13 protein-coding genes are annotated in these 11,370 nt (G+C 68.4%); 3 read left to right on the forward strand and 10 right to left on the reverse strand.

The annotated features are described in order from the left end of the window. Positions 1 to 323: 323 nt before the first annotated feature. The 10 genes from H0X91_RS34100 to upp all read right to left on the reverse strand — a co-directional run bounded on the left by H0X91_RS34100 (position 324) and on the right by upp (position 8,664). The gene (locus tag H0X91_RS34100) at positions 324 to 659 is read right to left on the reverse strand and encodes a YggL family protein (RefSeq protein WP_058901666.1); all 336 of its coding nucleotides are present in this window, start codon (positions 657 to 659) and stop codon (positions 324 to 326) included. Between the two features lie 126 nt (positions 660 to 785). Next, complete coding sequence (rng, locus tag H0X91_RS34105; protein ID WP_006490773.1) at positions 786 to 2,255, reverse strand: ribonuclease G; 1,470 nt, start codon at positions 2,253 to 2,255, stop codon at positions 786 to 788. Between the two features lie 8 nt (positions 2,256 to 2,263). Then, the gene (locus H0X91_RS34110; RefSeq protein ID WP_084750503.1) at positions 2,264 to 2,911 is read right to left on the reverse strand and encodes a Maf family protein; all 648 of its coding nucleotides are present in this window, start codon (positions 2,909 to 2,911) and stop codon (positions 2,264 to 2,266) included. 51 nt (positions 2,912 to 2,962) lie between these two features. Then, positions 2,963 to 3,433 (reverse strand): 23S rRNA (pseudouridine(1915)-N(3))-methyltransferase RlmH, encoded by a 471-nt coding sequence (rlmH, locus tag H0X91_RS34115; RefSeq protein ID WP_006484265.1) that lies wholly within the window; start codon positions 3,431 to 3,433, stop codon positions 2,963 to 2,965. Positions 3,434 to 3,451: 18 nt separating this feature from the next. Then, a complete protein-coding gene (rsfS, locus tag H0X91_RS34120; protein ID WP_006484266.1) occupies positions 3,452 to 3,895 on the reverse strand; it encodes a ribosome silencing factor in 444 nt (147 codons plus the stop codon). Between the two features lie 4 nt (positions 3,896 to 3,899). Beyond that, positions 3,900 to 4,625 carry a nicotinate-nucleotide adenylyltransferase gene (locus H0X91_RS34125; RefSeq protein WP_077184383.1) on the reverse strand — a complete coding sequence of 242 codons (726 nt, stop codon included), beginning with the start codon at positions 4,623 to 4,625 and terminating at the stop codon, positions 3,900 to 3,902. 14 nt (positions 4,626 to 4,639) lie between these two features. Continuing rightward, the gene (gene hemF / locus H0X91_RS34130; protein ID WP_006484264.1) at positions 4,640 to 5,563 is read right to left on the reverse strand and encodes an oxygen-dependent coproporphyrinogen oxidase; all 924 of its coding nucleotides are present in this window, start codon (positions 5,561 to 5,563) and stop codon (positions 4,640 to 4,642) included. A 118-nt stretch (positions 5,564 to 5,681) separates the two neighbouring features. Next, positions 5,682 to 6,962 carry a phosphoribosylamine--glycine ligase gene (gene purD / locus H0X91_RS34135; protein ID WP_006484263.1) on the reverse strand — a complete coding sequence of 427 codons (1,281 nt, stop codon included), beginning with the start codon at positions 6,960 to 6,962 and terminating at the stop codon, positions 5,682 to 5,684. A gap of 104 nt (positions 6,963 to 7,066) precedes the next feature. Continuing rightward, on the reverse strand, positions 7,067 to 7,795 hold the full coding sequence (locus H0X91_RS34140) for a YebC/PmpR family DNA-binding transcriptional regulator (protein ID WP_006478227.1): 729 nt from the start codon (positions 7,793 to 7,795) through the stop codon (positions 7,067 to 7,069). A gap of 218 nt (positions 7,796 to 8,013) precedes the next feature. Continuing rightward, positions 8,014 to 8,664 (reverse strand): uracil phosphoribosyltransferase, encoded by a 651-nt coding sequence (gene upp / locus H0X91_RS34145; protein WP_006481871.1) that lies wholly within the window; start codon positions 8,662 to 8,664, stop codon positions 8,014 to 8,016. A 209-nt stretch (positions 8,665 to 8,873) separates the two neighbouring features. Between upp and H0X91_RS34150 the strand changes: the two genes are divergently transcribed. The 3 genes from H0X91_RS34150 to H0X91_RS34160 all read left to right on the forward strand — a co-directional run bounded on the left by H0X91_RS34150 (position 8,874) and on the right by H0X91_RS34160 (position 11,250). After that, positions 8,874 to 9,653 carry an SDR family oxidoreductase gene (locus tag H0X91_RS34150; RefSeq protein ID WP_006481870.1) on the forward strand — a complete coding sequence of 260 codons (780 nt, stop codon included), beginning with the start codon at positions 8,874 to 8,876 and terminating at the stop codon, positions 9,651 to 9,653. 57 nt (positions 9,654 to 9,710) lie between these two features. Then, entirely contained in the window at positions 9,711 to 10,103 is a 393-nt protein-coding gene (locus tag H0X91_RS34155) for a methylglyoxal synthase (RefSeq protein WP_006478230.1), read from the forward strand. Positions 10,104 to 10,275: 172 nt separating this feature from the next. Further along, positions 10,276 to 11,250, forward strand: coding sequence for a quinone oxidoreductase family protein (locus H0X91_RS34160; protein WP_058901665.1), 975 nt, complete (start codon positions 10,276 to 10,278; stop codon positions 11,248 to 11,250). Positions 11,251 to 11,370 lie beyond the last annotated feature (120 nt).

Raw genomic sequence — 11,370 nt, forward strand, 5'->3', positions numbered from 1 at the left:
CCTGCAATTTCCGCTTCCGCGAAGCCGATCTGCCTCTTCATCGTCGTGGGTCCGTTCCGTGAGCTGTCTTCTAAACGTCCTCGGCTACGTCTGCGATGACCGCCGAGCCGAATAAATCAGCGTTTCCTTAACGATCGTTAAATTGAAGTAAGCGTCCGATTCACTGCGGAAATCGGGGTAATCACGGTCGACGCGGCGCGAATCGTGTGAGCCGGTGCCGGGGAGGAGAGGGGCGGCGGAAGGGGAAACACGCGACGCCGGCCTGGCCCGCCGTGATGGCGGGCAGGCGCGGGCGCCGTTTGAAGCAGCGTGAAGCCGGGCACTCAGGCGTCCGGATACCACGCGTCGGTGAATTCGCTGACCTTGACGTCCGTCAGTTCCGGACGGGCGGCCAGCCATCCGCGCACGAGTTCGCGGTCCGCGTCGGTCGTCGTGCCGCGCGGCGCGCCGGAGATCACGTACGCGCCGATGCCTTCGTCCGCGGACGCGACGGTCAGCAGCCCGTTCGCTTCGACGAAGTCGATGAACGCATCGATCAACTGGCCGCGCTCGAGGTCGGTCATGTCGTTGCGGTACTGCGCGGTGGCGTTGAACGCGAGTTCCTGGAATTCGCCGATGTGGAGTTTCTTGCGCTGGCGGCGGTTGTGGCCTTGGCTCATGGTATGGGGTGAATGCGAAAAGGGTCAATGAAAGGGCGGCGGCAGGTGCCGGCGCGGCATGCGCGAACAGCCCGGCCACCGCAGCGGGGCGCCGCGCGGCGCTGCCGGCGGCGGATGGGCGGAAGGTTACATCAGCACGATATCGTACTGCTCCTGGCTCAGATTCGACTCGACCTGCAGCGACACCGGCTTGCCGATGAAGTCGATCAGCATCGCCAGATGCTGCGACTCTTCATCGAGGAACAGGTCGATCACCTGCTGCGCGGCGATCACGCGGAACTCGCGCGGGTTGAACTGCCGCGATTCGCGCAGGATCTCGCGCAGGATGTCGTAGCACACGGTGCGCGACGTTTTCACCTGGCCCTTGCCCTGGCAGGTCGGGCACGGTTCGCACAGCACGTGCGCGAGCGATTCGCGCGTGCGCTTGCGCGTCATCTCGACGAGCCCGAGTTGCGAGAAGCCGTTCACCGTCACGCGCGTGCGGTCGCGCGAGAGCGCCTTCTTCAGCTCGGACAGCACCGCGTCGCGATGCTCGGCGTTCTCCATGTCGATGAAGTCGATGATGATGATCCCGCCGAGGTTGCGCAGCCGCAGTTGCCGCGCGATCGTGTGCGCGGCCTCGAGGTTGGTCTTGAAGATCGTGTCGTCGAAGTTGCGCGCGCCGACATAGCCGCCCGTGTTCACGTCGATCGTCGTCATCGCCTCGGTCTGGTCGATCATCAGGTAACCGCCCGATTTGAGGTCGACGCGGCGCGACAGCGCGCGCTGGATCTCGGTCTCGATGTTGTACAGGTCGAACAGCGGCCGCTCGCCCGTGTAGTGATGCAGCTTCGGGCTCACGGCCGGCGTGAACTCGCCCGCGAATTCCGCGAGACGTGTGTACGTCTCGCGCGAATCGACCTGGATGCGCGTCGTGTCGTCGTTCGCGAAATCGCGCAGCACGCGCTGCGCGAGATCGAGATCCTGGTACAGCAGGCTTGTCGCCGGCAGCCGCTGCGCTTGCGCGACGATCGTCGCCCACGTCTTGCGCAGGTACGTGACGTCGCCGGCCAGCTCGTCGGAGGTGGCGTCCTCGGCGATCGTCCGCACGATGTAGCCGCCTTTCTCGTCCGGCGGGATCACGGCGGTCAGCCGCGCGCGCACGGCCTCGCGCTCGGCCTCGCTTTCGATCTTCTGCGAGATGCCGATATGCGGTTCCTGCGGCAGGTAGACGAGCGTGCGGCCCGCGATACTGACCTGCGTCGACAGCCGCGCGCCTTTCGTGCCGATCGGATCCTTGATCACCTGGACCATCAGCGTCTGGCCCTCGAACACGATCTTCTCGATCGGCTGGTGCGGCGCGCCCGACTGGGGCTCGCCCGCGAGGCGCGGATGCCAGATGTCGGCGACGTGCAGGAACGCCGCGCGCTCGAGGCCGATGTCGATGAACGCCGACTGCATGCCGGGCAGCACGCGCACGACCTTGCCGAGATAGATGTTGCCGACCCGCCCGCGCGACAGCGTGCGCTCGACGTGAAGCTCCTGCACCGCGCCTTGCTGGACGAGTGCGACGCGCGTTTCCTGCGGCGTGAGGTTGATCAGGATTTCTTCGTTCATGGTGCGGTTCAGAAGGCGACGCGTGCGGTACGCAGCAGCGCGGCAGTCTCAAAAAGGGGCAGACCCATGATACCTGAATGGGATCCGTCGATTCGCTCGATGAATTCGGCCGCGCGGCCCTGGATCGCGTACGCGCCGGCCTTGCCGAACGGCTCGCCGGTTTCGACGTAGCGCACGTATGCGTCGCGCGACGCGGCCGCGAAGCGCACCGACGAGCGCGACAGCGCGGGCGGCAGCAGCTCGCCGCTGGCGTCGATCACGGCGACGGCAGTCAGCACCGCGTGTTCGCGGCCGGCGAGGCGGGTGAGCATCGCGAGCGCATCGTCGGCGTCGGCCGGCTTGCCGAGGATCGCGCCGTCGATCGTCACGGTCGTATCGGCCACCAGCACCGGCGCGGCCGGCTTGCCGCTCGCGATGAGGCGGGCACGCGCGGCCTCGGCCTTCGCGACGGTCACGCGCCGCACGTACGCGTCGGCGGCTTCGCCGGGCAGTTCGGCCTCGAGCGCCTCGGCGTCCTCGTCGGGGCGCGGCAGCAGCAGCTCGAAGCGTACGCCGATCTGCTGCAGCAGCTCCTGGCGGCGCGGGCTTTGCGAAGCGAGGTAAAGCGTCTGGAAAAGCGGGGTCGGGAAAAGCGCGGGGGACGTGCTGGACGGCATGGTGTCGTTATCTCGTTGAGCGCGCGCGGCGCGCGTCTCGAGGACGACACGTCATGCGCGGTGGTAGGGGTGATTCTGCGTGATGCTCCACGCCCGGTAAAGCTGTTCGGCGAGCAGCACGCGCACCATGCCATGCGGCAGCGTCATGCTCGAGATGCGCAGCAGCACGTCGGCGCGCGCTTTCAGTTCCGGATCGAGCCCGTCGGCGCCGCCGATCACGAACGCGACGTCGCGGCCGTCCTGCTGCCAGCCGGGCAGCGCCTGCGCGAGCTGCATCGTGGTCCAGTCGCGGCCGCGCTCGTCGAGCGCGACGAGGCGCGCGCCCTTCGGCAGCGCGGCCTCGATCTTCTGCCGCTCGGCCGCCATCACGCTTTCGGCGCTGCGACCGCCCGAACGCAGTTCGGGCTTGATTTCGCGCAACTCGATGCGCAGCTCGGGCGGCATCCGCTTCGTGTATTCGTCGAAGCCGGAGGCGATCCAGCCCGGCATCTTGTGGCCGACCGCGAGGATGAAAAGCTTCATCGGGACACGCGTGGCGGCTTAACGGCGGCGGGCGGCCGTCTTGCGCGCCGGGCGTGCGGGCGCTTCTTCCTCTTCCTCGTCGTCTTCGCTCGCCGTCGCGAAGCCGTTGCCCTTGCCGCCGCCGAGCTTCATCCGCACGGGCTTGTCGCCCCAGATTTCCTCGAGGTTGTAGTACTGGCGCAGCGCCGGTTGCAGGATGTGCACGACCGCGTCGCCGCAGTCGACCAGCACCCATTCGCCGGTGTCCTCGCCTTCGGAGCTGACGACGTCGCCGCCGGCTTCCTTGACCTTGTCGCGCACGTTCGACGCGAGCGCCTTGGTCTGGCGGTTGGAGGTGCCCGATGCGACGACCACGCGGTCGAACAGTTCGGTCAGGTGGCTGGTGTTGAACACCTTGATGTCTTGCGCCTTGACGTCTTCGAGGGCGTCGACGATCACGCGCTGCAGTTTGCGAATATCCATGGATTCAGGAATGGTAGAGGCGATGTTGAAGAATATAGGCCCATACGGCGGCCGGCACATGTTCGGCCGACGCGTCGGGCATTTGCGCATGGCGTGCGATGCATTCGCGCAGGTGCGCGCGGATGTCGGTCGCGGCGATGTCGAACGAAAGGGTCGTATCGATCAGCAAGCGGCCTGCCGGCGTGGCCTTCAGCACGTCGGCGCGGGCCTGCCGCGCGGCGATTTCCCGCGCGACGTCCGGCGGCGCCGCGCCGAGCTCGAAGCCCGGGCGCGTCGACACGCCGATGTGCGCGTAGTCGAACAGCGTGCGCCAGTCGCGCCACGTATCGAGGCGCACGAGCTGGTCCGCGCCGATCAGCAGCGACAGCGACGCATCCGGGCCGATCCGCTCGCGCCAGCGCGCGAGCGTCTCGACCGTGTAGGTCGGGCCGGTGTGCTCGATCTCGTCGGTGGCGACCGTTACGGTCACGCCCGGCACGGACAGCGTGCCGGCGGCCGCGCGCGTCATCGCGAGCCGGTGCTCGGCGGCCGACACGTCGCGCTTCTGGTACGGCTGCCCGGCGGGCAGCAATACGAGTTCGGTCAGGTCGAGCAGCTCGGCGAACCGGCGCGCGAGCGCGAGATGGCCATCGTGGATCGGGTCGAAGGTGCCGCCCAGCAAGCCGATACGGCGCGGCAGCGGGGCGGGGCGGGCGGTGGTGTCCAGAAACGCGTCCTTTCGTTGGGGCAGCGGGGGGCGCGGGCTCAGACCCAGTCGCGCGGCACGAGGAAGTCGCTATACAGCCGCGCTTCCGCCGAACCCGGCTCGGGTTGCCAGTTGTAGCGCCAGTTCGCGACCGGCGGCATCGACATCAGGATCGACTCGGTCCGGCCGCCGCTTTGCAGGCCGAACAGCGTACCGCGGTCGAACACCAGGTTGAATTCGACGTAGCGGCCGCGGCGGTAGGCCTGGAAGTCGCGCTCGCGCTCGCCGTACGGCAGCTCGGCGCGGCGCTCGACGATCGGCAGGTAAGCGTGCAGGAACGCATCGCCGACGCTTTGCATCAGGTCAAACGAGCGTTCGAAACCGGGCTCCGAGAAATCGTCGAAGAAGATCCCGCCGATGCCGCGCGTCTCGTTGCGGTGCTTCAGGAAGAAGTATTCGTCGCACCACTGCTTGAAGCGCGGATAGAGCTCGATGCCGAACGGATCGAGCGCATCCTTGCAGGTCTGGTGGAAATGCCGCGCGTCGTCCTCGAAACCGTAAACCGGGGTCAGGTCCATGCCGCCGCCGAACCAGAACACCGGCGCTTCGCCCGGTTTCGTCGCGATCAGCATCCGCACGTTCATGTGCACGGTCGGGCAGTACGGATTGCGCGGGTGCAAAACGAGCGACACGCCGAGCGCCTCGAAGCCGCGGCCCGCGAGCTGCGGGCGCGCTGCGCTCGCCGACGGCGGCAGCGCATCGCCCGCCACGTCGGAAAAGCCGATTCCCGCGCGTTCGAACACGCGGCCGCCTTCGAGAATCCGCGTGCAGCCGCCGCCGCGCAGGCGTTCGGCCGGCCCGCGCTGCCACGTGTCGGTCGCGAGCGGCGTGCCGTCGAGCGCGCCGAGCGCGTCGGCGATCCGTGTCTGCAGGCCCTGGAGGTACGTGCGCACACGCGCCACGTCGTAGGTCGAATCGGTCATGTCTGGACTGGCTGCCCCCGCCTGACGCGGGGGCCGTAAAAAAAGCGTCTGCCGGGCATTCTATCGAACCCCGGCAGAGGGGCCGCCGCCGCGCGGGCGCGGGGCGGCGATGGCGACGTCACGCGCTCTTGCGGTTGAGCGCGCGGAAGCCGATGTCGCGGCGGTACTGCATGCCTTCGAAGTTGATCTGGTTGATCGTGTCGTACGCATGCTGCTGCGCTTCGCGCACCGAATCGGCGAGGCCGACCACGCACAGCACGCGGCCGCCGGACGTCACGAGCTTGTCGCCGTCGGCGAGCGTCGTGCCCGCATGGAACGTCACGGCCTGTTCGGTTTCGGCCGGGATCCCGTTGATGCGGTCGCCCTTGCGCGGCGCGTCCGGGTAACCGTGCGCGGCCAGCACGACGCCGAGCGCGGTGCGGCGATCCCAGTCGAGCTCGACCGTGTCGAGCGTGCCCGCGATCGCCTGCTCGACGACCTTCGAGAAATCGCTCTTCAGGCGCGCCATGATCGGCTGCGTTTCCGGGTCGCCCATCCGGCAGTTGAACTCGAGCGTGCGCGGATTGCCGTCCTTGTCGATCATCAGGCCCGCGTACAGGAAGCCGGTGAAGCGGATGCCGTCCTTCTCCATCCCGCGCACGGTCGGCATGATGATCTCGCGCATCACGCGTGCGTGCATCTGCGGCGTGACGATCGGCGCGGGCGAATACGCGCCCATGCCGCCGGTGTTCGGGCCGCGATCCTCGTCGAGCAGGCGCTTGTGGTCCTGGCTGGAAGCCAGTGCCAGCGCGTGCTTGCCGTCGACCATCACAATGAAGCTGGCTTCCTCGCCATCGAGGAATTCCTCGATCACCACGCGCGCGCCGGCATCGCCGAGCTTGTTGCCCGACAGCATCATGTCGACGGCCGCATGCGCCTCTTCGAGCGTCATCGCGACGACGACGCCCTTGCCGGCCGCGAGGCCGTCGGCCTTCACGACGATCGGCGCGCCCTTCGCGTCGAGGTACGCGTGGGCGGCGGCCGCATCGGAGAAGGTTTCGTAGTCGGCGGTCGGAATGTTGTGGCGCTTCATGAACGCCTTCGCGAAATCCTTCGAGCTTTCGAGCTGCGCGGCTTCGCGGGTCGGGCCGAACACCTTCAGGCCGCGTGCGCGGAACAGGTTGACGATGCCGGCCGCGAGCGGCGCTTCCGGCCCGACGAGCGTGAACGCGACGCCTTCGCGTTCCGCGAAATCGGCGAGTTCGTCGAGCGACGTGATGTCGACGTTCTTCAGACGCTCGTCCTGCGCCGTGCCGCCATTGCCGGGCGCGACGTAGACCATCTGGACGCGCGGCGACTGCGCGAGCTTCCACGCCAGTGCATGTTCGCGGCCGCCGGAACCGACGACGAGTAGTTTCATGGGATTCCCCGCAGACTAGAAAACAGGGCGGCCGGCACGCTCAGGCGCGCCGGCCGCGGAATCGGTCGGGCCGCCGCCGCGACAGGTGCGCGGCGGCCGGCATCTCATTCCTCGACGATGACGGCGTTCGTATACACGTCCTGCACGTCGTCGAGGTTCTCGAGCGCGTCCAGGAGCTTCTGCATCTTCGCCGCGTCGTCGCCGGTGAATTCGACTTCGTTCTGCGGCTTCATCGTCACTTCGGCGAGTTCGGCCTTGAAGCCGGCGGCTTCGAGCGCGTCCTTCACCGCCGAGAATGCCTGCCAGTCGCACAGCACCTCGATCGAACCGTCGTCGTTCGTGTTCACGTCGTTCGCGCCGGCTTCGAGCGCGGCTTCCATCAGCGCGTCTTCCGACGTGCCGGGCGCGAACAGGAACTGGCCGACGTGATCGAACATGAACGCGACCGAGCCGTCGGTGCCCATGTTGCCGCCGAACTTCGAGAACGCGTGGCGCACTTCCGCGACCGTGCGGGTGCGGTTGTCGGTCAGCGTGTCGACGATGATCGCCGCGCCACTGATGCCGTAGCCTTCGTACCGGATTTCTTCGTAGTTCGCGCCGTCCGCGCCGCCGACGCCGCGATCGATCGCGCGCTTGACGTTGTCCTTCGGCATGTTCGCGTCGGCTGCCTTGTCGACCGCGAGACGCAGGCGCGGGTTCGAGTTGACGTCGCCGCCGCCGAGGCGCGCCGCGACCTGGATTTCCTTGATCAGGCGGGTCCAGATCTTGCCGCGCTTCGCGTCGGCCGCAGCCTTCTTATGCTTGATGTTGGCCCATTTCGAATGACCAGCCATACCTTTCTCCGTGCCCGGGCGCGCAGCGCGGGCGATTGTTTCAGTGTGTCGTTGAATCGGCGGCCGTTTCGGCGGGCATGAAGCCGCGGGGCCGCGCGTGTCGAGTGGATCGTGATTTTATCACGCGGCGACCGCCGGTTCGGGGCCGCCGCGCATGGCCGAACGGCCGGGGCGGCCGTCGCGGCGCGCCGGGCCGCGCGGCAGACGGCGCCGGCGAGTCAGTTCTTGGTGCCGAACAGGCGGTCGCCCGCGTCGCCCAGGCCCGGCACGATGTACGCGTGCTCGTTCAGGTGCGAGTCGAGCGACGCGACGAACAGCTTCACGTCCGGGTGCGCGTCCTGGAACACCTGCACGCCCTCGGGCGCGGCGACCAGCGCGACGAACATGATGTTCGCGGCCGGCACGTTGCGGCGCTTGAGCACGTCGACCGCGTGCACGGCCGAATAGCCGGTCGCGACCATCGGGTCGCACAGGATGAAGATGCGGTCTTCCAGGTCAGGCAGGCGCACCAGGTATTCGACCGGGCGGTGGTCGTCGGCGCGGTACACGCCGATGTGGCCGACGCGCGCGGACGGCACCAGGTCGAGCAGGCCGTCCGACATCCCGATGCCCGCGCGCAGCACGGGCACGATCGCGAGCTTCTTGCCCGCGATCACCGGCGCGTCGACCGCCACCAGCGGGGTTTCGACCCGCTTGGTCGTGATCGGCAGGTTGCGGGTGATCTCGTAGCCCATCAGCAGCGTGATCTCGCGCAGCAGTTCGCGGAACGTGCGCGTGGACGTGTCCTTGTCGCGCATGTGCGTGAGCTTGTGCTGGATCAGCGGGTGATCGGTGATGAAGAGGTTCGGGAAACGGCTGTCCTGTTTCATGACGGGGTGCCTTGGCGGCAAAAGGGGATCGGGGGCGGCGGCGGGCACGGGCCGGCCGTCGCTTATGGCCGCAATTTTACCAAGGCGCGCCGCGCGATCCGGATATTATCGACGTCTCACGACAATCCGCGTGCCGCGCACGCCCGTTCGCCCGCCCGTCGGCGGCCACACGGGGCCGCGCCGGCACGCGCGCCACCAGGGAAGCGACGATGGATCTCGGCATTGAAGGAAAGACCGCGCTCGTATGCGCGGCCAGCAAGGGCCTCGGGCGCGGCTGCGCGGAAGCGCTGGCCGCGGAGGGCGTGAACCTCGTGATCGTCGCGCGTACGCGCGACACGCTGGAGGAAACCGCGGAAGAGATCCGGGCCGGCGCGAACGTGTCGGTCACGGCGGTCGCCTGCGACATCACGACGCCGGACGGCCGCGCGGCCGCGCTCGCCGCGTGCCCGCAGCCGGACATTCTGGTGACGAATGCCGGCGGCCCGCCGCCCGGCGACTTCCGCGACTTCTCGCACGACGACTGGATCCGTGCGCTCGAGTCGAACATGCTGACGCCGATCGAGCTGATCCGCGCGACCGTCGACGGGATGATCGGCCGCGGCTTCGGCCGGATCGTCAACATCACGAGTTCGGCCGTGAAGGCGCCGATCGACGTGCTGGCGCTGTCGAACGGTGCGCGCTCGGGGCTGACCGGCTTCGTCGCGGGGCTGTCGCGCAAGGTCGCGGGGCAGGGCGTGACGATCAACAACCTGCTGCCGGGGCTGTTCGACACCGACCGGATCGCGACGACGCTCGCCGCGTCGGCGCAGGCGCAGGGCGTGACGGTCGACGAGATGCGTGCGCGTCGCACCAGGGACATTCCGGCCGGGCGCCTCGGCACCCGCGCCGAGTTCGGCGCGGCCTGCGCGTTCCTGTGCAGCGTCCATGCGGGCTACATCACCGGGCAGAACTGGCTGCTCGACGGCGGCGCATATCCGGGTACGTTCTGACCCGCGCTTTTCGATTCACGACGACAACACGACAACCGAACGACGAAGGAACTGGAGATGAGCAAACCCCGCATCGCACTGATTGCGCACGACGCGAAGAAGGACGAGATCGTCGCGCTCGCGGGCCAGTATCGCGAGACGCTCGCGCAATGCCGGCTGGTCGCCACCGGCACGACGGGTGGCCGCATCGCGGCCGCGCACGGGCTCGAGGTCGAACGCAAGCTGTCGGGGCCGCTCGGCGGCGACCTGCAGATCGGCGCGGAGCTCGCCGACGGCCGGGTCGACATCGTCGTGTTCCTGCGCGACCCGATGACCGCGCAGCCGCACGATCCCGACATCACCGCGCTGGTGCGCGCGTGCGACGTGCACGACGTGCCGGTGGCGACCAACGTCGCGACCGCGCGGATGCTGCTCGACGATCTGGCGCGGAACATGCAGGACGTTTGCTAGGCGCGGGCCGCGTCCGATTGTCCCTGCCGGTGGCAGGGCCATGCACGGACGGCGGCGACGCGCGAGAATCGTGCGTCGCCACGCGCGCCTGCCGGCTCCTGCACGAATCGGTGCGACGCGCGCATCGGCGCCCCGGGTTTTCCTGACTGACAGACAGAAGAGGAGCAAAACGATGCCGAAAGCAATCCGATACGACCAGCCGGGCGGCCCGGACGTGATGAAGTGGGTCGATGTCGAGGTCGGCGCGCCGAAGGCGGGCGAAGTCCGCATCCGGCAACACGCCGTTGGGCTCAACTACATCGACGTGTATTTCCGCACGGGCCTGTATCCGCAGCCGCTGCCCGGCGGCCTCGGGATGGAGGCGGCGGGCGAGGTGACGGCCGTCGGCGACGGCGTGACCGCGTTCAAGGCCGGCGACCGTGTCGCCTATGTCGGCCAGCCGCCCGGCGCGTATGCGCAGGAGCGCGTGATGCCGGCCGAGCGCATCGTGAAGCTGCCGGACGGCATCGGCTACGACGACGCGGCGTCGGTGATGCTGCAGGGCCTGACCGCCCATTACCTGCTGCGCCGCACGTACCCGGTGAAGGTCGGCGACACGATCCTGATCCATGCGGCGGCCGGCGGCGTCGGCTTGCTCGTATGCCAGTGGGCGAAGGCGCTCGGCGCGACCGTGATCGGCACGGTCGGCTCCGACGAAAAGGCCGAACTCGCGAAGGCGCACGGCTGCGACCACCCGATCGTCTACACGCGCGAGAATTTCACGCAGCGCGTGAAGGCAATCACGAACGGCGCGGGCGTGCCGGTCGTCTACGATTCGATCGGCAAGGACACCTACATCGGCTCGCTCGACTGCCTTGCGCCGCTCGGCTACTTCGTCAGCTTCGGCAATGCGTCGGGCCCGCTGCCGCCGATCGACTCGAAGGAATTCTCGTCGCGCGGCTCGCTGTTCTTCACGCGGCCGACGCTGTTCTCGTACATCGCGAAGCGCGCCGATCTCGAGGCCGCGGCCGCCGAGCTGTTCGACGTGATCCTGTCGGGGAAGGTGAAGACCAGCATCAACCAGCGCTACCCGCTCGCCGAAGTCGGCCGCGCGCATGCCGATCTGGAAGCACGCAAGACCACCGGCTCGACGATCCTCGTTCCCTGACCCGTCCCCGCATGCCGGCGCGACGCCGGCATGCGCCTGTTGCGGGCGGCGCCCCGGCGCCGTCCGTCCCGCCTCGATTCGCATCCGTCCCGCCCCGCGCGTTTACGCGTTTTTTACACC

Origin of the sequence: Burkholderia sp. 9777_1386 (genome assembly GCF_015712265.1) — a bacterium.
GTDB classification, from domain to species: domain Bacteria; phylum Pseudomonadota; class Gammaproteobacteria; order Burkholderiales; family Burkholderiaceae; genus Burkholderia; species Burkholderia cenocepacia.

Excerpts from the sequence above, each read along its gene's own strand:
- H0X91_RS34155 (WP_006478230.1), top strand. The coding sequence starts at position 9,711 with ATGAGCAAACCCCGCATCGCACTGATTGCGCACGACGCGAAGAAGGAC.
- H0X91_RS34140 (WP_006478227.1), bottom strand. The coding sequence starts at position 7,795 with ATGGCTGGTCATTCGAAATGGGCCAACATCAAGCATAAGAAGGCTGCG.
- upp (WP_006481871.1), bottom strand. The coding sequence starts at position 8,664 with ATGAAACAGGACAGCCGTTTCCCGAACCTCTTCATCACCGATCACCCG.
- rlmH (WP_006484265.1), bottom strand. The coding sequence starts at position 3,433 with ATGAAGCTTTTCATCCTCGCGGTCGGCCACAAGATGCCGGGCTGGATC.
- rsfS (WP_006484266.1), bottom strand. The coding sequence starts at position 3,895 with ATGGATATTCGCAAACTGCAGCGCGTGATCGTCGACGCCCTCGAAGAC.
- H0X91_RS34110 (WP_084750503.1), bottom strand. The coding sequence starts at position 2,911 with ATGCCGTCCAGCACGTCCCCCGCGCTTTTCCCGACCCCGCTTTTCCAG.
- rng (WP_006490773.1), bottom strand. The coding sequence starts at position 2,255 with ATGAACGAAGAAATCCTGATCAACCTCACGCCGCAGGAAACGCGCGTC.
- purD (WP_006484263.1), bottom strand. The coding sequence starts at position 6,962 with ATGAAACTACTCGTCGTCGGTTCCGGCGGCCGCGAACATGCACTGGCG.
- hemF (WP_006484264.1), bottom strand. The coding sequence starts at position 5,563 with ATGACCGATTCGACCTACGACGTGGCGCGTGTGCGCACGTACCTCCAG.
- H0X91_RS34160 (WP_058901665.1), top strand. The coding sequence starts at position 10,276 with ATGCCGAAAGCAATCCGATACGACCAGCCGGGCGGCCCGGACGTGATG.
- H0X91_RS34150 (WP_006481870.1), top strand. The coding sequence starts at position 8,874 with ATGGATCTCGGCATTGAAGGAAAGACCGCGCTCGTATGCGCGGCCAGC.
- H0X91_RS34100 (WP_058901666.1), bottom strand. The coding sequence starts at position 659 with ATGAGCCAAGGCCACAACCGCCGCCAGCGCAAGAAACTCCACATCGGC.